Source organism: Actinomadura sp. WAC 06369 (assembly GCF_003947565.1).
In the GTDB taxonomy this organism is placed as follows: domain Bacteria; phylum Actinomycetota; class Actinomycetes; order Streptosporangiales; family Streptosporangiaceae; genus Spirillospora; species Spirillospora rifamycini.
In genome coordinates this window covers 1-23,205 of the sequence record NZ_QHJN01000131.1, presented here as the reverse complement: position 1 = coordinate 23,205, position 23,205 = coordinate 1, and the positions used below count along the sequence as shown (strand labels likewise).

18 protein-coding genes are annotated in these 23,205 nt (G+C 72.2%); 5 read left to right on the top strand and 13 right to left on the bottom strand.

Annotated elements, in window-relative coordinates; translation table 11 throughout:
* Positions 1–174 precede the first annotated feature (174 nt).
* Complete coding sequence (locus DMH08_RS28810; protein ID WP_125618971.1) at positions 175–363, top strand: hypothetical protein; 189 nt, start codon at positions 175–177, stop codon at positions 361–363.
* Between the two features lie 6 nt (positions 364–369).
* On the opposite strand, the gene DMH08_RS28805 is transcribed toward DMH08_RS28810, so the two are convergent.
* The 3 genes from DMH08_RS28805 to nrdR form a co-directional block, all read right to left on the bottom strand.
* A complete protein-coding gene (locus DMH08_RS28805) occupies positions 370–1,278 on the bottom strand; it encodes a helix-turn-helix domain-containing protein (RefSeq protein WP_125618969.1) in 909 nt (302 codons plus the stop codon).
* Between the two features lie 133 nt (positions 1,279–1,411).
* Positions 1,412–4,237, bottom strand: a complete 2,826-nt coding sequence (locus tag DMH08_RS28800) for a vitamin B12-dependent ribonucleotide reductase (RefSeq protein WP_125618968.1) — start codon at positions 4,235–4,237, stop codon at positions 1,412–1,414.
* Between the two features lie 117 nt (positions 4,238–4,354).
* Positions 4,355–4,828: a transcriptional regulator NrdR gene (gene nrdR / locus DMH08_RS28795; protein WP_026405010.1), complete on the bottom strand. Its 474-nt coding sequence runs from the start codon at positions 4,826–4,828 to the stop codon at positions 4,355–4,357.
* A 1,205-nt stretch (positions 4,829–6,033) separates the two neighbouring features.
* On the opposite strand from nrdR, the gene lexA reads away from it, so the two are divergent.
* Positions 6,034–6,717, top strand: coding sequence for a transcriptional repressor LexA (gene lexA, locus DMH08_RS28790; RefSeq protein WP_125618966.1), 684 nt, complete (start codon positions 6,034–6,036; stop codon positions 6,715–6,717).
* 49 nt (positions 6,718–6,766) lie between these two features.
* Here lexA and leuS read toward each other — a convergent pair whose 3' ends face one another.
* Both leuS and DMH08_RS28780 read right to left on the bottom strand, forming a co-directional pair.
* On the bottom strand, positions 6,767–9,235 hold the full coding sequence (gene leuS, locus DMH08_RS28785; RefSeq protein WP_125618964.1) for a leucine--tRNA ligase: 2,469 nt from the start codon (positions 9,233–9,235) through the stop codon (positions 6,767–6,769).
* A gap of 215 nt (positions 9,236–9,450) precedes the next feature.
* Entirely contained in the window at positions 9,451–10,065 is a 615-nt protein-coding gene (locus DMH08_RS28780; protein WP_125618962.1) for a TerB family tellurite resistance protein, read from the bottom strand.
* Between the two features lie 297 nt (positions 10,066–10,362).
* Between DMH08_RS28780 and DMH08_RS28775 the strand changes: the two genes are divergently transcribed.
* A complete protein-coding gene (locus tag DMH08_RS28775; RefSeq protein WP_125618960.1) occupies positions 10,363–11,907 on the top strand; it encodes a long-chain-fatty-acid--CoA ligase in 1,545 nt (514 codons plus the stop codon).
* Between the two features lie 49 nt (positions 11,908–11,956).
* Here DMH08_RS28775 and DMH08_RS28770 read toward each other — a convergent pair whose 3' ends face one another.
* A complete protein-coding gene (locus DMH08_RS28770) occupies positions 11,957–13,201 on the bottom strand; it encodes a cytochrome P450 (RefSeq protein ID WP_125618958.1) in 1,245 nt (414 codons plus the stop codon).
* A gap of 154 nt (positions 13,202–13,355) precedes the next feature.
* Here DMH08_RS28770 and DMH08_RS28765 point away from each other — a divergent pair, with 154 nt between their 5' ends.
* Positions 13,356–14,258: an alpha/beta fold hydrolase gene (locus tag DMH08_RS28765; protein ID WP_125618956.1), complete on the top strand. Its 903-nt coding sequence runs from the start codon at positions 13,356–13,358 to the stop codon at positions 14,256–14,258.
* A 9-nt stretch (positions 14,259–14,267) separates the two neighbouring features.
* Here the strand turns inward: DMH08_RS28765 and DMH08_RS28760 are convergent, their stop codons facing one another.
* From DMH08_RS28760 to DMH08_RS28735, 6 genes are all read right to left on the bottom strand, one after another.
* On the bottom strand, positions 14,268–15,275 hold the full coding sequence (locus tag DMH08_RS28760; protein ID WP_233617870.1) for an ATP-dependent DNA ligase: 1,008 nt from the start codon (positions 15,273–15,275) through the stop codon (positions 14,268–14,270).
* A 90-nt stretch (positions 15,276–15,365) separates the two neighbouring features.
* Positions 15,366–16,961, bottom strand: a complete 1,596-nt coding sequence (locus DMH08_RS28755; protein WP_233617869.1) for a RecQ family ATP-dependent DNA helicase — start codon at positions 16,959–16,961, stop codon at positions 15,366–15,368.
* A gap of 126 nt (positions 16,962–17,087) precedes the next feature.
* Positions 17,088–18,353, bottom strand: a complete 1,266-nt coding sequence (locus tag DMH08_RS28750; RefSeq protein ID WP_125618952.1) for a class I SAM-dependent methyltransferase — start codon at positions 18,351–18,353, stop codon at positions 17,088–17,090.
* A gap of 103 nt (positions 18,354–18,456) precedes the next feature.
* Positions 18,457–19,824, bottom strand: coding sequence for an FAD-binding oxidoreductase (locus DMH08_RS28745; protein ID WP_026405019.1), 1,368 nt, complete (start codon positions 19,822–19,824; stop codon positions 18,457–18,459).
* A gap of 171 nt (positions 19,825–19,995) precedes the next feature.
* Positions 19,996–20,496 carry a DUF1707 and DUF4870 domain-containing protein gene (locus DMH08_RS28740; protein WP_125618950.1) on the bottom strand — a complete coding sequence of 167 codons (501 nt, stop codon included), beginning with the start codon at positions 20,494–20,496 and terminating at the stop codon, positions 19,996–19,998.
* Positions 20,497–20,531: 35 nt separating this feature from the next.
* Complete coding sequence (locus tag DMH08_RS28735; RefSeq protein WP_125618948.1) at positions 20,532–21,332, bottom strand: polysaccharide deacetylase family protein; 801 nt, start codon at positions 21,330–21,332, stop codon at positions 20,532–20,534.
* A 158-nt stretch (positions 21,333–21,490) separates the two neighbouring features.
* Between DMH08_RS28735 and DMH08_RS28730 the strand changes: the two genes are divergently transcribed.
* Positions 21,491–21,859 carry a hypothetical protein gene (locus tag DMH08_RS28730; protein WP_026405021.1) on the top strand — a complete coding sequence of 123 codons (369 nt, stop codon included), beginning with the start codon at positions 21,491–21,493 and terminating at the stop codon, positions 21,857–21,859.
* 208 nt (positions 21,860–22,067) lie between these two features.
* Here DMH08_RS28730 and DMH08_RS42855 read toward each other — a convergent pair whose 3' ends face one another.
* Positions 22,068–22,331, bottom strand: a complete 264-nt coding sequence (locus DMH08_RS42855; protein ID WP_442778658.1) for a DUF4132 domain-containing protein — start codon at positions 22,329–22,331, stop codon at positions 22,068–22,070.
* Between the last annotated feature and the right edge of the window lie 874 nt (positions 22,332–23,205).

Below are 23,205 nucleotides of genomic sequence, written 5' to 3'. Positions count from 1 at the left end.
TGGTAGGTCAGCGCGACGACCGTCCCCGGGTGCGCGGGCACCGCGGCGGCGGCCCGCGCGACCTCCGGGGCGAGCCGGACGGCCGCCGCCTCGGCCCGCCCGGGGTCGAACGGGCGGCTGATCGACACCCCCCCCACCATCGCGAGGGCGAGGGAGCACAGGAACACGAACCCCGTGGCCGCGCCGAACCCCCGCCCCCGCCGGGGCGGCGGCCGCTCCCACCGCGCATCCTCCGCCCCGCCCGCCGGGACCGAGGACGACAAGCCCGTGGCGGGCCGCCGGAAGGCGGCGCACCGCCGCCGCTCCGGCGACACGCAGCCCGTCAAGCCGCCGACGGACGCCGCGGGGGACGCGCCGTCCTGACGCGGGTCAGCCGGAGTGGGCGCGCAGCGCCGCGATGAACCACTCGAACGCCGGGACCGCCGGCGGGGTCGGCTCCTGCCCGGCGATGACCGCCAGCAGGGTCCAGTAGCGCTCCACGCGGGCGTCGGTGAACGCCGCGATCTCGTCGGCGGCCGCCGCGCGGTCCGCGGCCGGGACGTCCGGGCCGGTGATCCGCTCGACCACGGCGCGGCCCTCCGCCGATCCGGGCGCGGTCCCGTCCGCCAGGGCCCGCCCGGCGTGCTCCAGGACGGCGCCCGGGTCGATCGCGTACCGCTGCTCCTCGGCGGGCCGCCCGGCGACGGCCATGCCGCGCACGCGCCGCCGGAAGTCCTCGTCGGCGACCAGCTCGCCGAGCTCGATCCACGCGTCCACCTGCTCGGGCGCGGGGTCGTCCGGCAGCTCGGCCAGCCGCCGCATGTTCTCCGCGATGCCGTGCGCGGGCGAGTCGGCCTCGACCCCCTCCACCACGAACCGGACGAACTCGTCGATGATCTCCTGCCGCTCCCGGGCGGACATCCGTGCCAGCTTGTGCATCAGCAGCGTCTCCTCCGTCGAGGTCGCGCGTTTCGCGACCGTGCCGAGCACCGCGCGGCGGGTCCGCAGCATGCGGATCTCCGCGTCGAGCGCCGCGACGTGCGCCGCCGCGACCTCCGCGACCGTGGCGGCGTTCGTCAGGACCGCCTCGACCTGCTCCAGGCCCAGCCCCAGCTCCCGCAGCGTCCGGACGAGGTCCAGCCGCGCCACCGCCTCCGCGTCGTACAGGCGGTAGCCGCCCGCCGACCGCGCGGCGACCGGGACCAGCCCGGCGTCGGACCAGTACCGGACCGTCCGCGTCGGCAGCCCGCACCGCTCGGCGAGCCGCCCGATCGTGAACAGCTCCGCGCTCGTGCTCATGGCCCGACTGTGCACCTTCCAGCCGCTGGAAACTCAACCCCGTTCCGCCCCGGGCGCCCGGAACGGGGAAAGCGGGCGCCGGTGGACCCGGCGCCCGCTTCCCTTCACGTGCCGCCCCTCAGGGGGCGCTGCTTCAGCTGCAGCCGCTGGTGGAGCCGCAGCCCTCGCAGACGTAGCAGCTGCCGGCGGGGCGCATCTTCGTGCCGCAGGTCAGGCACAGCGGCGCGTCCTGCGTGCGGCCCTGGCGGCTCTCGATGGCCTCGACGGACGAGTGCGCGCCGTTCGACGCCGCGGGGGCCGCCTGCGGCGCGGCGGGACGCGCGATCTCCGCGGTCTGGGCGAGGGCGTCGTGCTGGACGTCGTCCTCGTGCAGGGACGCCGGGTCCTCGCCGTTGGCCTGCATGGCGCGCTCCTCGGCGGTGAAGATGCCGAGGCCCGCGCGCTCGTCGTAGGGCAGGTGGTCGAGCGCCAGGCGGCGGAAGATGTAGTCCATCACCGACGTCGCCATGCGGATGTCCGGGTCGTCGGTCATGCCCGCCGGCTCGAACCGCATGTTCGTGAACTTCTCGACCCACGTCTCCAGCGGCACCCCGTACTGGAGGCTGATGGAGATCGCCATGGAGAAGGCGTCCATCACGCCGGCGAGGGTCGACCCCTGCTTGCCGAGCTTGAGGAACACTTCGCCGAGGCCGTCGTCCGGGTAGGACGAGGCGGTCATGTAGCCCTCGGCGCCGGCGACGGAGAAGCGGGTGACGGTCGCGGGGCGCTGCTTCGGCAGCCGCTTGCGGACCGGCCGGACCTCGGCCGCCGGCGCGGGCGCCGCGGCGGTCTCCGCCTTCTCCTTCTTCCCGGCGGCCGACAGCGGCTGCCCGACCTTGCAGTTGTCGCGGTAGATCGCCAGGGCCTTCAGGCCGAGCCGCCAGCCCTCGAAGTACACCTTCTCGATGTCCTCGACGGTCGCCTGCTCCGGCATGTTGACGGTCTTGGAGATCGCGCCGGACAGGAACGGCTGGACGGCCGCCATCATCCGCACGTGCCCCATCGGGCTGATCGCGCGCTCGCCCATCGCGCAGTCGAACACCTCGTAGTGCTCGGGCCGCAGGCCCGGGGCGTCCACGACGTGGCCGTGCTCGGCGATGTACTCGACGATCGCCTCGATCCGCTCCTGCTGGTAGCCGAGCTGCTCCAGGGCGCGCGGCACCGTGTGGTTGACGATCTGCATGGACCCGCCGCCGACGAGCTTCTTGAACTTCATCAGCGCGAGGTCCGGCTCGATGCCGGTGGTGTCGCAGTCCATCATCAGGCCGATGGTGCCGGTCGGGGCCAGCAGCGACGCCTGCGCGTTGCGGTAGCCGTGCTTCTCGCCGACCTTCAGGCACTCCTGCCACTGCTTGGCGGCGGCCGCGAGGATCGTCCGGTCCATGTCGTGGAGCGTGCGGACCTCGTCGTTGGCGGCGGCGTGCTTGCGCATCACCCGCTTGTGGCCCTCGGCGTTGCGCGCGTACCCGGCGTACGGGCCGACGACGCCCGCGATCTCGGCCGAGCGGCGGTAGGCGACGCCCGTCATCAGCGACGTGATCGCGGCGGCGAGGGAGCGGCCGCCCTCGGAGTCGTAGGCGTGGCCGGTCGCCATCAGCAGCGCGCCGAGGTTGGCGTAGCCGATGCCGAGCTGGCGGTAGTCCCGGGTCGTCTCGGCGATCTTCTCGGTCGGGAAGTCGGCGAACGTGATGGAGACGTCCATCGCCGTGATGACCAGCTCGGTGAGCTTCACGAACCGCGCGACGTCGAACGTGCCGTCCTCGCCGAGGAACTTCAGCAGGTTGATGCTGGCCAGGTTGCAGGACGAGTTGTCCAGCGACATGTACTCCGAGCAGGGGTTCGACGCGGTGATGCGGCCCGTCTCGGGGTTGGTGTGCCAGTCGTTGATCGTGTCGTCGTACTGGACGCCCGGGTCGGCGCACTCCCACGCGGCCTTCGCCATCTGCCGGAACAGGTCCTTGGCCTTGATCTTCTCGACGACCTCGCCGGTCATCCGGGCGCGCAGCCCGAACTCGCCGTCCGACTCCACGGCGTGCATGAACTCGTCCGACACGCGGACCGAGTTGTTGGCGTTCTGGTACTGGACGCTGCCGATGTCCTTGCCGCCGAGGTCCATGTCGAACCCGGCGTCCCGCAGCGCGCGGATCTTGTCCTCCTCGCGCGCCTTGGTCTCGATGAACTCCTCGATGTCGGGGTGGTCGACGTCCAGCACGACCATCTTCGCCGCGCGCCGGGTGGCCCCGCCGGACTTGATCGTCCCGGCGGACGCGTCCGCGCCGCGCATGAACGAGACCGGGCCGCTGGCGGTGCCGCCGGACGACAGCAGCTCGCGGCTGGACCGGATGCGGGAGAGGTTCAGGCCGGCGCCGGAGCCGCCCTTGAAGATGACGCCCTCTTCCTTGTACCAGTCGAGGATCGACTCCATCGTGTCGTCGACCGACAGGATGAAGCACGCCGAGACCTGCTGCGGGGACTTGGTGCCGACGTTGAACCAGACCGGCGAGTTGAAGCTGAACATCTGGTGCACGAGCGCGTACTTCAGCTCGTGGTCGAAAATCTCGGCGTCCTCGTCCGACGCGAAGTAGCCGTTCTCCAGGCCCGTCTTCGTGTACATGCTCACGACGCGGTCGACGAGCTGCTTGAGGCTCCACTCGCGGGCCGGGGTGCCCACGGCGCCGCGGAAGTACTTGGACGTGACGATGTTGACCGCGTTGAGCGACCAGAAGTCCGGGAACTCGACGCCCCGCTGCTCGAAGTTGACCGAGCCGTCCCGCCAGTTGGTCATGACGACGTCACGGCGCTCCCAGGTCAGCTCGTCGTACGGATGCACGCCGGGCTTGGTGAAGATCCGCTCGACCTTCAGGCCCTTGCGCGCCCCCTTGCCGCGCCGCGCCGTCGAGCCGCTCACCGTCTCCGTCATGACCTTCCCCCTCTCGGGCCCTCCCGCCGGGCCCTGTCCAGGAACAACTCCGCCGCCGCGCGGGGCATGCCCGGCGCGGTGGCGCTTCACGTTCGATGCTTTGTGTTTCCGCCGTCCCTAACGGGACGGGCCGGGCTCCCCCGAGGAACCGGCATTCCGCAGTGTCTCGATCTCCCGGGCGAAGTCGTCGAGCGATTCGAAGCTCCGGTACACGGAGGCGAACCGTAGATACGCGACCTCGTCGAGTTCACCGAGCGGCCCCAGGATCGCGAGTCCGATCTCGTGCGAGGGGATCTCCGCCGATCCCGCCGAGCGGATGTCCTCCTCGACCCGCTGGCCGAGCTTCGCGAGCGCGTCCTCGTCGACCGGGCGGCCCTGGCAGGCCCTGCGCACCCCAGCGATGATCTTGTCGCGGGAGAACGGCTCGGTGACGCCGCTTCGCTTGGCGACCATCACGAGGACATTCTCCTGCGTGGTGAATCGCCGACCGCATTCGGCGCACGAGCGGCGCCGTCTAATGGCGCCGCCGTCGTCGGTGGAACGGCTGTCGATCACTTTGGTGTCGGGGTTGCGGCAGAACGGGCAGTGCACGTCTCTCCCCTCCCCGAACCGATTGGAGCGCCATCGCGAGAACAGTGCCACAATCACAAGTTGTGGTTAATCCCATCGATGTAACTACTAGATGTTGTGGTCAACCGTACGGGTCTGCAGACGCCAACGCAACCTGATCGACTGCCTCCCGAGTCACATCCGCCACGGACGCGCTGGTGGCGCGCGGCCGCGTCCCGCCACATCGGATCCGCGCTCCGGCGTGTCGCGCCCGGACGCCGGAACGGCGGCCGGCGACCCGGGATCGTCCGCCGCTCCGGCACCCTCGCGGCGTCCTGCCGCGCGCCGCCCGACCCGTCCGCAGGCGGGCGCGGCTGGGGGCGGACTTCCCCGCGCGGACGTCCGCGAACGGCCGCCTCGGCGTGCGGGACCTGGACGACGCCGAAGCGGGCCAAACTTCTCGCCGCCCGCGTCCGCAATCCGCGTTTTCGATCGGATCCGGATCGCGGAGGGGCGGGCCGCACCAGGGGCGTCCGCCCGATCCCGTGCCGTCCCGATGTCCGACCCGGTCCGCCCGCTTCGGCCGGTCCCCGGCCGGGACGTCCGGCGCAATGGGAATCGCCGTCGAACCCCGTCACTCGCGCGTCCGCCGGAATCCGGTCGCGGGGCTGCGGGCGCCGCTAATACGGATGTCGCCGCGGCGATCGGAAACCGCTTCGGCCGGTCGAGGAACGCGGATCCCGAGCCCCCTCGCCAATGACCGCCCCCAGCACCCGGCGACGGCCGTACGCTGCGGTTTCGGGCCGGGCGCGACACGATTCTCCGCACCGGCGCCCACCGCTCGTCCGCCGACTCGGGACACCGCCCGTTCGTCCGGCATAGCGGATATGTCACTCAGCTCCCGGACTCCCATTTCCGGGTCGCATGGCGGTCGCGGACACGCCTTCCTCACTCTCGGTCCGCCGTAACCGGGGCGGGCGGGGGCGATTCGAGAAGGCACCGAAGCGGCACCCCGGGAGAGGCGTCTTGCGCAATCGGTTCGGACGGGCAAACCGTGCGGTGCGTATCGGGTGAAGCGGCCATCTCGGGCCCCGGCGCGAGAAAATCCGATCGAACGCCTGTACGATGTTCTGTGGACGTCCTCAGAAAACACCTGAGCACTTCGAACAATTGTTTGATCGAGGCGCCCGGGCGCGATAGCGTGCAGGGCCAGGAGTGATGAGATCGAGGCGCCCGGGAGGCGAGCGATGAGCAAGGTCCGGGAGCTGCCCGACGGGCCGATGGACGAGTCGGGGCTGACGCAGCGGCAGCGCATGGTGCTCGAGGTGATCCGCGACTCGGTGCAGCGCCGCGGCTATCCGCCGTCCATGCGGGAGATCGGCGAGGCGGTCGGCCTGACCAGCACGTCGAGCGTGTCGCACCAGCTCCGGACCCTGCAGCGCAAGGGGTTCCTGCGGCGCGACCCGAACCGGCCGCGCGCGGTCGAGGTGCGGGTGCCGGGGGCGACGCCGGTGCGCACCGAGCCCGAGACCCCGGACGGGACGGCGTCCGCCCAGGCGCCCGCGTACGTGCCGCTCGTCGGCCGGATCGCGGCCGGCGGCCCGATCCTCGCCGAGGAGGCCGTCGAGGACGTCTTCACGCTGCCCAAGCAGCTCGTCGGCGAGGGCACGCACTTCCTGCTGAAGGTCACCGGCGACTCGATGATCGACGCCGCGATCGCCGACGGCGACTGGGTCGTCGTCCGCCAGCAGCCGGTCGCCGAGCAGGGCGACATCGTCGCCGCGATGATCGACGGCGAGGCCACGGTGAAGACGTTCAAGCGGCGCGACGGGCACATCTGGCTGCTGCCGCAGAACTCCGCCTACGAGCCGATCCCCGGCGACGAGGCGTCCGTCCTCGGCCGGGTGGTGGCGGTCCTCCGCAAGATGTGAACGAGCGACGGAACGGCCGCCGGGGCGCCCCCGGCGGCCGTTTCCCGTCTCAGCGCTTCGGCACGATGTTCACGATCTTCGGCGCGCGGACGATCACCTTCGCGATGTCCGCGCCGCCCAGCGCGTCCCGCACCTTCGGCGACGCCAGCGCCAGCTTCTCCAGCTCGCCGTCCGCGATGCCCGGGGCGACGTCCAGCCGGTCGCGGACCTTGCCGGCGACCTGGACGACGCAGGTGACCGACTCCTCGACCAGCAGGGCCGGGTCGGCGGCCGGCCAGCCCGCGCGGATCACCGGGGCGGTGCGGCCCAGCAGCGACCACGCCTCCTCGGCGGTGTAGGGCGCGAACAGCGACAGCAGCACCGCGATCGCCTCGGCGGCCTCCCGGACGGCCGGGTCGGCGGCGCCGGGACCGGAGTCGATCGCCTTGCGGGCCGCGGTGACCAGCTCCATGATCCGCGCGATCGCGACGTTGAACCGCTGCGACTCGACCAGGGTCGTGACCTCGTCGACGGTGCGGGCGGTGACGCGGCGCAGCGCGGTGTCGCCGGACGCCGGGTCGCCGCCGGGGGCGGCCCCGACCTCGCTCGCGATGCGGTGCACGCGGGACAGGAACTTCGACATGCCGTGCGGGGACACGTCGGCCCAGTCGATGTCGTCCTCGGGCGGCCCGGAGAACAGGATCGCCAGCCGGACGACGTCCACCCCGAACTCGCGGATCTGCTCGCCCAGGTCGACGCCGTTGCCCAGCGACTTCGACATCGCCTTGCCCTGGTTGATCACCTGGCCCTGGTTCAGCAGCCGCGTGAACGGCTCGGTGAAGTCGACCATGCCCATGTCGTGCAGGACCTTGGTGAAGAACCGGCTGTACAGCAGGTGCAGGATGGCGTGCTCGACACCGCCCGTGTACTGGTCGACCGGCATCCACTTGCGGACCTGCTCGACGTCGAACGGGCCGCCCTCGTACCCCGGCGAGCAGTACCGGAAGTAGTACCAGGACGAGTCGACGAACGTGTCCATCGTGTCGGTGTCGCGCTTCGCGGCGCCGCCGCACTTGGGGCACTCGGTGTTCACCCAGTCGGCCGCGGCGGCCAGCGGCGACGTGCCCTTGGGCGCCAGGTCGGCGCCGCGCAGCCCGTCGGGCAGCCGCACCGGCAGCTGCTCGTCCGGCACCGGGACCTCGCCGCACGCGTCGCAGTGCACGATCGGGATGGGGCAGCCCCAGAACCGCTGCCGGGACACCAGCCAGTCGCGCAGCCGGAAGTTCACCGACGCCCGGCCGGTGCCGCGCTCCTGCATGATCTCGATGATGCGGGCGATGCCGTCCGCCTTGGCCAGCCCGTCGATCGGGCCGGAGTTGACCAGCCGCCCCTCGCCGGGGGTGGCGACGCCGGTCGCCGCCGGGTCGGCCTGGCCGGTCTCGACGACGACGCGGACCGGCAGCCCGAACTTCAGCGCGAAGTCCAGGTCGCGCTGGTCGTGCGCGGGGACCGCCATGATCGCGCCGTGCCCGTACTCGGCCAGCACGTAGTCGGACGCCCAGATCGGCAGCCGCTCGCCGTTCACCGGGTTGATCGCGTAGCGGCCCAGGAAGACGCCGGTCTTCTCCCGCTCGGTGGACAGCCGCTCGATCTCGCTCTCCCGGGAGACCTCCTCCCGGTACGCCTCGAACGCGGCCCGGTGGTCGGGCGCGCAGATCTCCTCGGCCAGCGCGGCGTCCGCGGCGACGACCATGAACGTGGCGCCGTACAGGGTGTCGGGGCGCGTGGTGTAGACGGTGACGGGCTCGTCGCGGCCCTCGATGACGAAGTCGACGTCGGCGCCGGTGGAGCGGCCGATCCAGTTGCGCTGCATCAGCAGGACCCGCTCGGGCCACTTGCCCTCCAGCTGCTCCATGTCGTCCAGCAGCCGGTCCGCGTACTCGGTGATCTTGAAGTACCACTGGGTCAGCACGCGCTTCTCGACCAGCGTGCCGCAGCGCTCGCAGTGCCCGCCGACGACCTGCTCGTTCGCCAGGACGGTCTGGTCCTTGGGGCACCAGTTGACATGGCCGCCCTTGCGGTAGGCCAGGCCCCGCTCATAGAAGCGCAGGAACAGCCACTGCGTCCACTTGTAGTACTCGGGGTCGGACGTGTGCAGCCGCCGCGACCAGTCGAAGGACGGCGCGTACCGCTGGAACGACGCGGCCTGGGTGTCGATGTTGGCGTACGTCCACTCGGCCGGGTGCGAGTCGCGCTTGATCGCGGCGTTCTCGGCGGGCAGGCCGAAGGAGTCCCAGCCGATGGGGTGCAGCACGTTGTGGCCGCGCTGGATCCAGTAGCGGGCGGGGACGTCGCCGATCGCGAACGCCTCCGCGTGACCCATGTGCAGGTCGCCGCTCGGGTAGGGGAACATGTCCAGCGCGTAGCGCCGCTCGCGGCCGTCGTCGCCTTCGGCGGCCTTGAACGGGTCGAGCTCCGCCCACCGGGCCTGCCACCTGTCCTGAACCGCCCGCGGGTCGTACTGCTCGTCGCTGCTCACGCTTACTCTCTCTTCCGTCCCTAGCGAGTCCCTGGCAAAGGGGCCGGGCCGTCCGCCGAAATGAAACGGCCCCTCGCTCAGGAGGGGCCGCCACGCTGACTTCTCGCGTCAGCGTGGCCGTTCGAGGAGCAGCCTGGCATGCATACAACAAGCGTAGCGCAACCGCAACCCCGGTCGCCCGGGGATATCGCGGGCGCCGCCCGGTCCGGCGGGGGTCAGTGGCCGGACGCCTGGCGGGCGAGGGACACGACGCCGGTGATCTGGACGCGGGTCAGTTCGAGGTCGGCGCCGACGGCGCCGAGGGTCTCCTCCTCGGAGACGCTGAGCGGCCCGTCCATGAGGGCGATCTCGGCGGCGGCGCGCAGGATGCTCTCCCGCGCCTCGGGGGCCAGCGCGGACGAGGCGCGCCCCATCTCGCGGCGCACGTCGTCGAACGGGCGGCCGAGGTCGGCGTTCAGCGCGCTCTCGTCGTAGCCGCTCTCGCCGGCCTGGCGGACGACGGCGACGGCGCGGGAGCGGGCGGGCGCGTGGGTGTAGTCGCCGGAGCGCAGGACCTGGGCGATCGCCATCCGCAGGAGCATCGCGGGCATGTGGGCGAGCTGCGCGGTCGTCGGGACCTCCAGGACGCCGGGCGTCCAGCGGCCGCGGCAGGTGCCGCACTCGACGACCTCGCCGCCGGTCTTGTTCAGCGGCAGCACCGGGATGAAGAACAGGGTGAAGAAGTTGCGGCCCTGGCGCCGGCGGTACTCGCGGTCGCCGCCGCACTGCGGGCAGTGGAAGACGCCCTTGCCCAAGGTGAAGAACACCACGCGCCAGCCGAAAATGATCACGACAATGCCCCCTTTTCCCGGAACGGTCATCGTAACCGGGCCGGGGGACGGGCGCGCGCGGCGGCGCACCGCCCGGGAACGATCCGGCCCGGATCGTGACACGACCGGCAGGTCCGGGACGCTCCGTGCCCCTCCCGTCACGCCCGTCCCCGCGACCGGGCCGTCGGGGCAAAACGGCACGTCAAAAAGGGCGTCGCACCATGGCGCGGACACGTCCGGATACAGCAGGATGAGCGGAACGATTCGTAGACTCGCCGGTAACAACCGGCCGGTCATCCGTTCCGCGCGAGGAGTGCCATGCTCAACCTGTCCGTGCTGCTGGAGGACGCCGCCCGCGAGACGCCGGACCGCGACGCCGTCGTGTTCGGCGACCTGCGGCTGCCGTACTCCTTCATCGACTCGGTCGCGAACCAGGTCGCGAACCTCCTGCGGTCGCGCGGCATCGGACCGGGCGACAAGGTGGCGCTGTCCAGCCCCAACCTGCCGTACTTCCCGATGGTCTACTTCGGGGCGCTCAAGGCCGGCGCGGTCGTCGTCCCGCTGAACGTCCTGCTGAAGCCGCGCGAGATCGCCTACCACCTGGCCGACTCCGACGCGAAGGCGTTCTTCTGCTTCGAGGGGACGCCGGAGCTGCCGCTCGGCGAGATGGGCAAGGCCGGGTTCGACCAGGCCGCGGAGTGCGAGCACTTCTTCCTGCTGCCGGCGAACCCGGCGGCGACCGAGTCGCCGATCGAGGGGGCGGAGCTGTTCTGGGCGGCGCTGGGCGGGCAACCCGGCACGTTCGAGCCGCACCTGAGCGAGGCCACCGACACCGCGGTGATCATCTACACGAGCGGGACGACCGGGCAGCCGAAGGGCGCCGAGCTGTCGCACGGCAACCTGCTGATGAACGCGATGGTGGACGACACGCTGTTCGCCAAGACGCTCCACGACGTGTCGCTGGTGACGCTGCCGCTGTTCCACATCTTCGGCCAGACGTGCGTGATGAACGTCGGGTTCTACCGGCGCGCGACGCTGGTGATGCAGCCGCGGTTCGACGCCGGGGAGGCCGTCGCGCTGATGGTCCGCGAGAAGGTGAACATCTTCGCGGGCGTCCCGACGATGTACTGGGGGCTGCTGACCCACGACACGTCCGCGGAGGACGTCGCGACGATCCGGGAGAACCTGCGGGTCGCGGTGTCGGGCGGCGCGGCGCTGCCGATGGAGGTCCTCAAGGGGATCAAGGAGAAGTTCGGCGCGGACGTGCTGGAGGGCTACGGGCTGTCGGAGACGTCGCCGGTCGCGTCGTTCAACCGCCCGGACCGCCCGACCAAGCCCGGCTCGATCGGGCTGCCGGTGTGGGGCGTCGAGATGAAGCTGATCGACGACGACTGGAAGGACGTCGAGGGCGAGGGCCCCGGCGAGATCGCGATCCGCGGCCACAACATCATGAAGGGCTACTACAAGCGGCCCGAGGCGACCGAGGCCGCGATCCGCGACGGCTGGTTCCGCACCGGGGACGTGGCCCGCCGCGACGAGGAGGGCTACTACTTCATCATCGACCGCTCCAAGGACATGATCATCCGGGGCGGCTACAACGTGTACCCGCGGGAGCTCGAAGAGGTCCTGATGACCCACCCGCAGGTGTCGCTGGCCGCCGTGGTGGGCGTCCCGCACGACAGCCACGGCGAGGAGATCAAGGCGTACGTGATCCGCACGCCGGACGCCACGGTCACCGAGGACGAGCTGGTCGCGTGGGGCAAGGAGCAGTTCGCGAACTACAAGTACCCGCGGATCGTCGAGTTCCGCGACGAGCTGCCGATGACCGCGACGGGCAAGATCCTCAAGCGCGAGCTGCGCTGACCCGTCCGCGAGCGGGCCCCGGCCGCCGGCCGGGGCCCGCTCCGCGCGTTCAGAACGTGTACGGCAGGCGCTTGATGCCGTTGATGAAGTTCGACTCCAGCCGCTCGGCCTCCCCGGCCCGGATGTCGGGGACGCGGCGCAGCAGCTCGCGGAACATCACGGTGATCTCGCGGCGGGCGAGGTGGGCGCCCAGGCAGAAGTGCGGGCCGGGGCCGCCGAACCCGACGTGCGGGTTGGGGTCGCGGAGGATGTCGAACTTCTCCGGGTCGGTGAAGACCGACTCGTCCCGGTTCGCGGACCAGTAGTACAGGACGAGCTTGTCGCCCTCCTTGATCTCGTGCTCGTTCAGCGTCGTGTCGCGGGTCGCGGTGCGGCGCATCCAGATGACCGGGGACACGTAGCGGACGATCTCCTCGACGGCACCCGCGATGCGGCCGTCGAAGTCCTCGACCAGCAGGGCCCGCTGCTCGGGGTGCCGGGTGAACAGGTCGAGGCCGTGCGCGATCGCGTTGCGGGTCGTCTCGTTGCCCGCGACGACGAGCAGGATGAAGAACGAGCCGAGCTCCTGGTCGGTCAGCGACTCCCCGTCGATGTTCGCGTTGACCAGCGCGGACGTCAGGTCGTCGGTGGGCTCGGCGCGCCGGCGGCGCCCGAGGTCCTCCACGAGGCCCTTCAGGGTCTCGCCGGCCCCGAGCAGCGCCATCGCCATCTCCTCGGCGCTGCCGGTGGGGAGGAACTCCGCGTCGTTGCCGGCGAGGATGACGTTGGTGGCGTCCAGGACGGTGCCGTAGTGCTCCTCGCCGATCCCCATCATGTCGCAGATGATCTTCAGGGGGAGGCGGGCGGCGACGTCCTGCACGAAGTCGCCCGTCCCGCGGCCGGCGGCGATGCCGTCCACCAGCTCGGCGGCGACCGCCTCGACCTTGTCCTCGAACCGCTGGATCATGCGCGGGGAGAACGCGCGGGAGACGATCCGGCGGATCTTGGCGTGCCGCGGGTCGTCCATGTTGATCATGGAGCCGAAGTACTCGTGCAGGTCGCCGGGCATGTCCGGAATGCTGATCGTGCCGCGCCCCGAGCAGAAGTCCTGGGGGCGGCGGGACGCCTCGACGACGTCGGCGTGCCGGGTCAGCGCGTAGTAGCCGGGGCCCTGCTCGACGATGACGACCTCGGGCTCGTCGTAGCGGATCAGCTCGCCGTGCCCCCGCAGCGCCTTGAACGCCTCATGGCGGTAGTCGTGGGGACGGCGCCAGAAATCCCAGTCCGTCAGGTTGATGTCCTCGGCCTTGAGCACGGTGTCACCTCATCATTCCGAATCCGATTCGGTTTACATGCACCCTCTCAGAGTAAAGTGCGGCGCGGCGAGTCCGCACGGCATTAGGTGACCCGGGTCACATCGCCGCCGCCGTCGTGATGAGAGGGTGGCGGCGCCACGAGGAGGCGAGCGCATGGGCGACTTCACCGACATCTCCGACGGGACGATCGACGCGAACGGGCTGACGTTCGGCTACCTGGAGGCCGGGCCGCCGGACGGGCCGCTGGCGCTGTGCCTGCACGGCTTCCCCGACTCCCCGCACACGTGGCGTCCCCTCCTCACCGACCTGGCCGCCGCCGGGTACCGCGCCGTGGCCCCGTTCATGCGCGGCTACGCGCCCACGTCCGTCCCGGCGGACGGCGCCTACCAGACGGGCGCGCTGGCCGCCGACGCCGTCGCGCTCCACGAGGCCCTCGGCGGCGGCCCGGACGCCGTCCTCATCGGCCACGACTGGGGCGCGGCCGCCGCCTACGGGGCCGCGAGCATGGCACCGGACCGGTGGCGCCGGGCCGTCGCGATGGCGGTCCCGCCGATCGAGGTGCTGGTCAGCTCGTTCTTCGCGTACGGGCAGCTCAAGCGCTCGTTCTACGTGTTCGTGTTCCAGACCGCGCTCGCCGAGACGATCCTGAACCGCGAGTTCGTGGAGGGGCTGTGGCGCGACTGGTCGCCGCCCGGCGCGCCCGACCCGACGGCGGAGGTCGACCGCGTCATGGAATGCCTCGCCGCGCCCGGCAACATCACCGCCGCGCTCGGCTACTACCGCGCGATGCTCGATCCGGAGCGGCACATCGAGCGCTACGCCGCCGCGCAGGAAGCGGCGGACGCGCGCGGCACCCGTCCCGTCCTCTACCTGCACGGCGACGAGGACGGCTGCATGGGCGCGGACGTCGTCGCGCCGGGCGGCGACCTCGCCCCGATCGTCGCCGCGCTGCCGCCGGGCTCCCGGGCCCGGCTCGTCCCCGGCGCCGGGCACTTCCTGCAGCGCGACCGGCCCGCCGAGGTCGGCCGGCTGGTCCTCGACTGGCTCGCCGGCTGACGCGGGCGGTCAGTACGGGTCGCCGAACGGCGGCACGTCCGACGGGTCCAGTTCCGCCCGCATCCGGACGTACCGGACGGCGTGCCGCCAGCGGCCGTTCTCCACGGCCGCGTCCGCGCTGAACTCCACCACCGTCTCCGGCTCGGTGCGGACGTACCGGATCGGCGGGTGCGAGCCGTACGGGCCGCCCGCGAACCCCGACGGCAGCTCCGCCGGCCACGGATGGTCGGGCGACCCCGGATGCAGCACCGCCGCCAGCCCGGTGCGCGCGGCGGGCGGCAGCGGCGTCGTCCGCGCGACCACCCGCAGCCGGCCGTCCGCGTCGAACCGGCCCAGGATCAGCGACTCCGGCGCCTGCCGCGTGCCGGTGACGCCGCCGACGATCCCCTCCGCCGTCGTCCGGCGCTTCACCTTCTTCCAGCGGCGCCGCCCCTCCAGGTACGCGCCGTCGGCGTCCTTGACGACCAGCCCCTCGATGCCCTGCTCGGCGAGCGCCTCGAACCACAGGCGCGCCTCCGCGACGTCCGCCGTCTGCGGCGACGCCACCACCCGCGCGGCGGCCGGGACGTCCCCGAGCAACCGTTCCAGGACCGCGCGGCGCTCTCGCAGCGGGCGCCGCCGCAGGTCCGCGCCGCCGGCCTCCAGGACGTCGAACACCACGTAGTGGCACGGTTCGGCCCGCGCCAGGTCCGGGCGGCGGCGCCCGGCGACGTGCCGGCGCTGCAGCGCGCCGAAGTCCAGCCGCCCGTCCGGACCCCACCGGACGATCTCGCCGTCCAGCACCGTCGCGGGCGGCACCAGCTCCGCCACCGCCGCCGCCACCTCGGGGAACGCCTCGTTGAACCGCGTGCGGCGGCGGGACGCCAGCAGCACCGCGCCCGCCTCGTCCACGATCGCGATGGCGCGGAACCCGTCGAACTTCGGCTCGTAGCGGCACCCGCCGGGGCACGCCTGCGGCTCCGGCACGCGGTCCACGGCCGCCGCCAGCATCGGCTTCACCGGGGACCGGATGTGCATGGCCACGCGTCCCCCCAGCTCGACGTCCTGCCCCCCGCCTACCCCGTTCGACCTGCGGGGACCTCGGCGCGAGAGGAATCTTGACCGGGTTTAGACGCGCTTGAGCAGATCGTTGTCCAGGACCGATTCGACGAGCAGCTCGCGGTAGCCGACGTCGTCGAACAGGACGGTGACGCGGTCGCCCGCGCCCTCGACGACCCGTCCCCGCCCCCACTCGCGGTGCTCCACCCGCGTGCCCGTCGGGAACGTGCGGTTGTCCGCGCGCGTCTCGGCGCGGCCCGCCTCGCAGTTGTCGCAGTGCCCGCACGGCCGGTCGTAGGTCTCGCCGAAGTAGCGCAGCAGGAAGCGGCGCCGGCAGTCGGCCAGCTCGCAGTACCGCCGCATCATCTCGATGCGGGTCCGCTCCACGTCCCGCCGGTTCTCCGCGAGGCGCACCGCCTCCGCGACCGCCGCGTCCGGGGACGGCGGATCGGGGACCGGACGCACGCGCCGCCGCAGGCGCACCGCCCCCGCCTCGGCGAGCAGGTCCAGCAGCACCGCCAGCCTGCGGGCCGACAGGCCGGTGCGCGCCGCCAGCTCGCGGCGCGTCCCGGTCCCCTCGCGCACCGCCGCGTAGACGGCACCGAGCGTCTCCTCGTCCGGCAGGCCGCCGGTGAAGAAGCGCGGCAGGCCGAGGTCCTCCGCACGGTAGAAGCAGACCGCCTCGGCCGGTTCGCCGTCCCGCCCCGCGCGGCCGACCTCCTGGTAGTACTCGTCCGGCGAACCGGTGACGTGCGCGTGCAGCACGAACCTGATGTCCGGCTTGTCGATCCCCATCCCGAACGCGCTCGTCGCGACGACGATGCGCGTACGTCCGTCCATGAACTCCGCCTGGACCGCGTCCCGCTCCTTCTTGCGCAGGCCCGCGTGGTAGGCGCGCGCGCTGTGCAGGCGCTCCGCGTACCCGGTCGTGTCCTTGCGCGTCGCCGCGTAGACGATGCCCGAGCCGTCCAGTCCCTCCGCGGTCCGCACGACGGCGTCGGCCTGCTCGTCCGGGTCCCCGAACCGGCGCACCGACAGCCGGATCCCCGGCCGGTCGAACCCCCGGACCACCACCGCCGGGTCCCGCATGCCGAGCCGCTCGACGATCTCCGCGCGGACCGGCGGCGCGGCCGTCGCCGTCAGCGCCGCCACCACCGGACGGTCCCGCAGCGCCGCGACCACCGCGCCGAGCCGCAGGTAGTCCGGGCGGAAATCGTGGCCCCACGCCGAGACGCAGTGCGCCTCGTCCACGACCAGCAGCCGCGGCGGCGACTCCCCCAGCCGCGCCCGCACGTCCTCGCGGAGCAGCTGCTCGGGCGCCATGAACACGAACGCCGGACGGTCCGCGGCGAGGGCCGCGTCCGCCCGTTCGCGCCGCGCCCGTCCGGCCGCCGCGTTCAGGACGTGCGTCTCCAGGCCCGCCTCCCGCAGCCCCAGCGCCTGGTCGCGCTGCAGCGACACGAGCGGCGACACCACCACGACCGGGCCGCCCAGCAGCACCCCCGCCACCTCGTACACCGCCGACTTCCCCGACCCCGTCGGCAGCACCGCCAGCGCGTCCCGTCCCCCGGCGAGCGCCTCCATCGCCTCACGCTGCCCGGGACGCAGCTCCCGGACGCCCAGCAGTTCCTCGGCGACCTCCGCGACCCCTCTGCGACGCTCCACGCCTCGCCCGTCCCCCGCCAGGTGCCGTGTACACGCGCGCGCCGGACGCCTTGAGCGGACCCGGAAACGCGACGAGCCGACCGGTCAGCCGGTCGGCTCGTCGTTTCCGCGGGAGCGCCGCCGCCGTCACACGCCCCAGTCGGGACGCAGCGGCATGTGGGAGTTGCCCTTCTCGTCCAGCTTCACCCCGAGCGTCTGGTGCAGCTGGATCCAGTTCTGGTCGAAGCCGAGCACGCACCCCGCCATGTAGACGCGCCACACGCGGGCCGTGCCCTCGCCGACCTCGGCGACGGCCTCGTCCCAGTGCTCGTCCAGGTTGCGGCACCAGCCGGTGAGCGTGCGGGCGTAGTGCTCCCGCAGGTTCTCCTGGTGCCGGATCTCGAACCCGGCGTCGTTCATCTGCATCTGGACGTACCCCGGGCCCTCGAGCTCGCCGTCCGGGAACACGTACCGGTTGATGAACCCGTTCTCCTTGCGCGGCGGAGCCAGGTTGTCGGGCCGCGTGATGGTGTGGTTCAGCATCCGCCCGCCGGGCTTCAGCTTCCCGTACAGGAACGAGAAGTACGACGGCAGGTTCGCCTTGCCGATGTGCTCGGTGAGCCCGATGGAGCTGACCGCGTCGAACCCCGACTCGGCCACGTCCCGGTAGTCCAGGTGCCGGACCTCCGCCAGGTCGGACAGGCCGCGGTCGGCGATCGCCTTCTGCGCCCACTCCGCCTGCTGCTTCGACAGCGTCACGCCCAGCGCCTTCACGCCGTACTCCTGCGCGGCGTGCATCACCATGCCGCCCCAGCCGCAGCCCACGTCCAGCAGCCGCATCCCGGGCCGCAGCCCGATCTTCTTGGCCACCAGGTCGTGCTTGTGGAACTGCGCCTCCTCCAGCGTCGCGTCCTCCGCCGGGTAGCACGCGCACGTGTACGCCATCGACGGGCCCAGCACCCACTCGTAGAACGTGTTCGACACGTCGTAGTGGTGCGAGATCGCCCGCGCGTCGCGCCGCTTGGAGTGCCGCAGCCACGACGGGATCCGGCTGAACGGCGCCTCCTGCGGCGGCGGGTCCAGCCGCCGCGACACCGCGCCGCGCAGCAGCGGGTCGCGCATCACCTCGGTGAGGATCCCCGCCTTCTGCCGCCCCGTCACCTCACCGAACAGCGCCTGCATCGTGGACAGCGCCGTGATCATGTCGCCGTGGACGTCGACCATCCCGGTCACGTAGGCGCGCGCGAGACCGAGCGCCCCCGGCGAATGCACCAGGTAGGACACCGCGTACGGCGAACGCACGTGGACCCGGATGTCGGCGCCGGGCGCCCCCGCCCGCGAACCGTCGTACGCCGTGAACTCCACTGGCGCCTGCGGCCCGGCGAGCTGCTCGAAGACCTTGGCCAGCGTCATCTTGTTCCCTCCTGTCTCTCCACCCGGACGGGCGCGTCCGCCGGCCGCCGACGCGGTCGGCCGCCGCTCGCCGCCGGGCCCCCCGAAAACGGCGGGCGCCAGGTCAGCGCCCGCGCACGCACTTGTCGTAGAGGTCCAGCAGCCGCCCGTCCGGGTCGTAGGCGCCCTTGAGCCGCCGGTAGGTCTCCCCGTCGTAGTAGCGCCAGAACTCGTCACGGCCGTAGAACGCCGTCGAGTAGAGCGACTTGTGCCCGTCCAGGGCCGCGACCCTGCGCTCGATCAGCCGGTTGTGGTACTCGGGGATCTGCCCCGGCGGGATCCGCACCGTCCCCCAGAACCCCGCGTTCACGTACGTCCGGCCCTGCTCGAGCGGGTACAGCGGCCACTGCTCCTTCACCCGCAGCGGGCACAGCCAGATCGGGCTCATCCCGATCTTCTCGTGGAAGAACTCCAGGAACTCCGGCAGCCGCTCCACCGGGACCTCGATGTCCTGGATGACGTCCTCGCGCGGCCGCAGCCCGCGCCACCGCTCCACCCGGGCGACGACGTGGTACCGCCGGTCGTACGCGACCAGCTTCCGGTACACGTCCGACCGCTTGGCCTTGTCGGGCCACACCCGCCGCACGAGCGGGTTCTGCACCCCGAACGCGCCCGAGCACCAGAACCAGTCGGTATCCCAGCGCCAGATGTAGTCGCGGATCGTCAGGAAGTCGACCGACCGCCGCTGGATCGACCGGTAGTAGATCTCCTGACCGGTGTAGTCGGACGTGTACGGCGCCTCGTCCGTGAAGAACCCCAGCGTGATGTACTGCTCCGACCCGCTGAACACCGTGCCGTCCATGAAGTCGACGGCCTCGCCCTCGTACGTCCGCGACTCGGTGATGTCCGCCATCGCCTTCGCGAGCGACGCCGCGTCGCCGAACCGCAGGTGCCGCAGCCGGACGTACGGCCGCACCGGCCGCAGCTCGATCTTCAACCGCAGCGAGTAGCCGAGCGTCCCGTAGGAGTTCGGGAACCCGTAGAACAGGTCCGCGTGCTCGTTGTCGCGCGTCGCCGTGACGATCTGCCCGTCGCCGGTCAGGACCTCCATCTCCAGCACCGACTCGTGCGGGAGACCGTCGCGGAACGACGTCGACTCGATGCCCAGCCCGGTGACCGCGCCGCCCAGCGTGATCGTCTTCAGCTGCGGGACGACCGTCGGCATCAGCCCGTGCGGCAGCGTCGCGTCGACCAGGTCCTCGTAGGTCGTCATGCCCTGGACCTGCGCGGTCCGCTCGTCCGGGTCGACGCTCAGCACCCTGTCGAACCCGGACACGTCCAGGCCGGGGGCCGCCGAGGGGTCGCGCCACCGGAAGAGGTTCGAGGTCTTCTTCGCCAGCCGCACCGGCGTGCCCGCCGGGATCGCCGCGTAGGACCGCCTGAGCGCCTCCACCGCCCGCTGGTGATCGCCCTTGATCGCAAGCTCCGTCATGTACCCCTCCCGAACATAGTTAATCGATCATCCCATGTACGGTCCACATAACCCGGACGTTGTTGTCATCACAGGCAGGGAGGGGAATAAAGGCATGGGCACGCTGATCCATCTCCCTACGAGGCGGTCGGTCAACCTTTCCCCGTGGGGGCGCGCCCACAAACCCGAGTGCTACTTGACCGGGCGGAAGATCCACGGGTACCGGAACGGCTCCCCGGCCAGCGCGTAGATCGCCGCGACGACCGACGCGATCCACGCCACGGAGTAGAGCACGCCGCCGACCCCGAACGTCACGATCGTGATCACCAGGAGCGTCAGCTGCAGGTTCACGGCCTCCGCGGCCTGCCTGCGCACGTACTCCGACCGGCGGCCCCGCGTCAGCATCACCACCAGCGGCCCGACGAACAGCGTCAACGCGCCCAGCCCGTGCGCCACCGCCGCCACCACCCGCTCGTCGCCCTGCACCGCGACGGCACCCCCCGCCGCCGGCGCGGGCGCCAGGTCACCCGTGGCCGAGGCCAGATCGTCCCGTGTCTTCGCCGTCAGCACCAGATGCGTGCGCATGTCGAACTCGTCGTGGTCGATCCGCCCCTCGGCGAACGCGTCCTTCAGCCGTCCGAGGGCGGGTTCACGCTCGGCGTCCGACACCCGCAGGTGGCCTTGAGTACTCATGTCCCCATAGTCCGCGCGCCCCGCCCGCCGGGCCATCAGGGAAGTCCCTGAGGCTGCCCTGATTCCCGCTCGACGTACTCCTCCCCGGGGGTGAGCCGCCCGTCGAACAACTCCGACACGGTGACGAACACGTACCCGTCGCGCCGCAACCGGTCGATGATCTCCGGCACCGCGTCGACCGTCGAACCGTGGATGTCGTGCATCAGCACGACCGCCCCCGGCCGCGTCCCCTCGACGACCCGCTCCTCGACCGACCCGGTGTCGCGCTCGCTCCAGTCCTGCGGGTCCACCGACCACAGCACCTGCGACAGCCCCGACTCCCGGGCCTCCCGCGTCAGCGTCCTCGACATCGAACCGTACGGCGGGCGCAGCAGCACGGGCGTGAACCCGCTGGCGCGCCGGATGACGTCCTGCGTCCTTCGCAGCTCCGACCGCACCCGCTCCCCCGAAGCGGCCCCCAGGTCCGCGTGCGTGTAGCTGTGGTTCCCCAGTTCGTGGCCCGCCAGGTGCTGGCGCCGCACCAGCTCCGGGTGCTCCGCGGCCTTCTCCCCCACGACGAAGAACGTCGCCCGGACGTCCCGCGCCTCGAGCACGTCCAGCAGCTCCGCCGTCCCGGGCACCGGCCCGTCGTCGAACGTCAGCGCCACGCACTTCGCCCGCGCGCAGTCGACCTCCGGCTCCGGCGGCGGCGCCGGCGGCGCCGGCTCCTCCCGCACCGCCTGCACGGCCACGACCGCCACCGAACCGGCCGACGGCGCCAGCGTGCTGAGCCACCCGCACAGCGCGGCCGCGAGCACGGCCGCGGCCCCCCGCCGGACCAGGCCAGGCCCGTCCATCCGCTCCCCCCGATCTTCGAGCCCCGCCAGTCTAGATCGCGGAACCCCGCCCGTCCGGGACGCGACCGCCGTGTCGGGAACCGCCGCGAGCAAGCGATCGTTTATCGTCAGACCAGCCCCCGGGAACGGGGGGCGCCACCCAGCCGACAGGGCAGATCATGAGGTTCCGGGACCGGTTCGGGATCCGCAAGCACCGCGGGTCCTCGGTGACAAGGCTCGACCGCGAGGCCACCGACGCCGACATCGAGGCGCTGATCGCCTTCGCGCGCTCCCGCCGCGGCGTGGAGTTCTTCGTCGAGCCGGAGACCTTCGCCACCGACACCACCGCGGTCGCCGTCGCCCACGACGGCGAGTGGACCCGCCGCCGCGTCGGCGCCCCCGAAGTCATCGGCAAGGTCGCCCGCGACCTCGGCGCCCCCGTCTACGACGTCCAGATCGTCGGCTACCCCCCGCGGATGCGGGCCTGGAACGCCCGCAACCCCGACCGCCGCATCGACCCCGGCAAACCCGGCGAAGCCGTCTCCTGACCCAGGCGCCCCCGTCACAGGCACGCCAACCGGCGCAAGCCCACGGAGCCGGCAGGCGCACGCGGCCGACCAGCCGCCCCTCAACCCGAACAAACACGCCCATGCGAAGTGCTCCCCAGTCGCCCGAGACATCCACGCCCCCACGCGAGGGCCTGAGGGCCCCGGCGGCGGTCCGCAGAAGCCGCCCCGACCGGCAGCCGGGTAGCCGCTAGGCATCCACGCACCCCACGCGAGGGCCTGAGGGCCCCGGATAGCGGGTTCTCAGGAAACCCGGCGGGGTGTCGTCGAGGTGCGGCGGGGTGATTCGGGCGTCGGGCGGCACGACGAACGGGGCGTCGTGAACGGCGGCGAACATGCGGTCCTCGTCCAGGCGGAACGTCGAGGGGCCCGCCGCCCGCACAAGGCGCTGGGCGATGCGGCGCAGAACGGGACGGCCGATGATCAGCGAGCGGAACTCGGCCGCCGTCCACAAGCGTCCGTTCGCGCCGCTCGACCTGCCTGGCCGCGAGGTCCATCACCTGGCGATCGAGGTCGGCGAGCCGTGCGCGGGCGGTCGGAGCGAGGTCGGCGCCGTCGTGGACGGGCGTGTACGGCCACGGGAGGCTGCCGGCACCTCTCGGTGTTCGTGCTGGACGCGTGGGAGCGGCCGGGATTGTCGGGAGCCGGGTACGGATGGCTGCTCACCACCTTCGGGATCAGCGGGGGCCAAGGGTCGGCGGCCGCGTCGATGGCATGGGGCCGCCCCAACGGCCCGCCCTGGGCGTCGGGGACTGCGGGTTTGCCACGGGGCGGCCCCAAGGCGGGCTTATAGGCGGAGCCCTCACATATGTACGGCCGTCTGTGACGGGGCGGGCGCGGGCCACCGCGATCGTGCCGGTGGTGTCCGGCGTCCCCACGACGGTGTGGGAACGATCGCGGCGACCGCCCGGCGGCCCGCTCTCGATCACCTGACGGAACGACCCGCCGACACCCCCGCGCTACTCCATGCCACCGTCCGACCGCCCGACGGGAGCCGCCGGAGCCGCCCGGAGCCGCCGGAGCGGCCGAAACCGCCCGGAGCCGCCGATGCCCACGACGCCACCGATGCCGTCCGGAACGGCCACAGCCGCCCCGTGCCGCCGGCAACCCCGGAGCAGCCGAAGACACCGGAGTGGCCGAGGCAGCCGGTGCCCACGACGCCTCCGACGCCGCCCGGAGCCGCCGATGCCCACGATGCCGCCGCTGCCGTCCGAAGCAGCCGGAGACGCCGGTGCCGCCGGTGCAGGTGCAGGCGGGGTGCCTGTGCCGGTAGTGGCTTCGGTGCTCTGTTGCGGCTGGGTGGGGTTATTGCCGGGGTGGATTGGGGC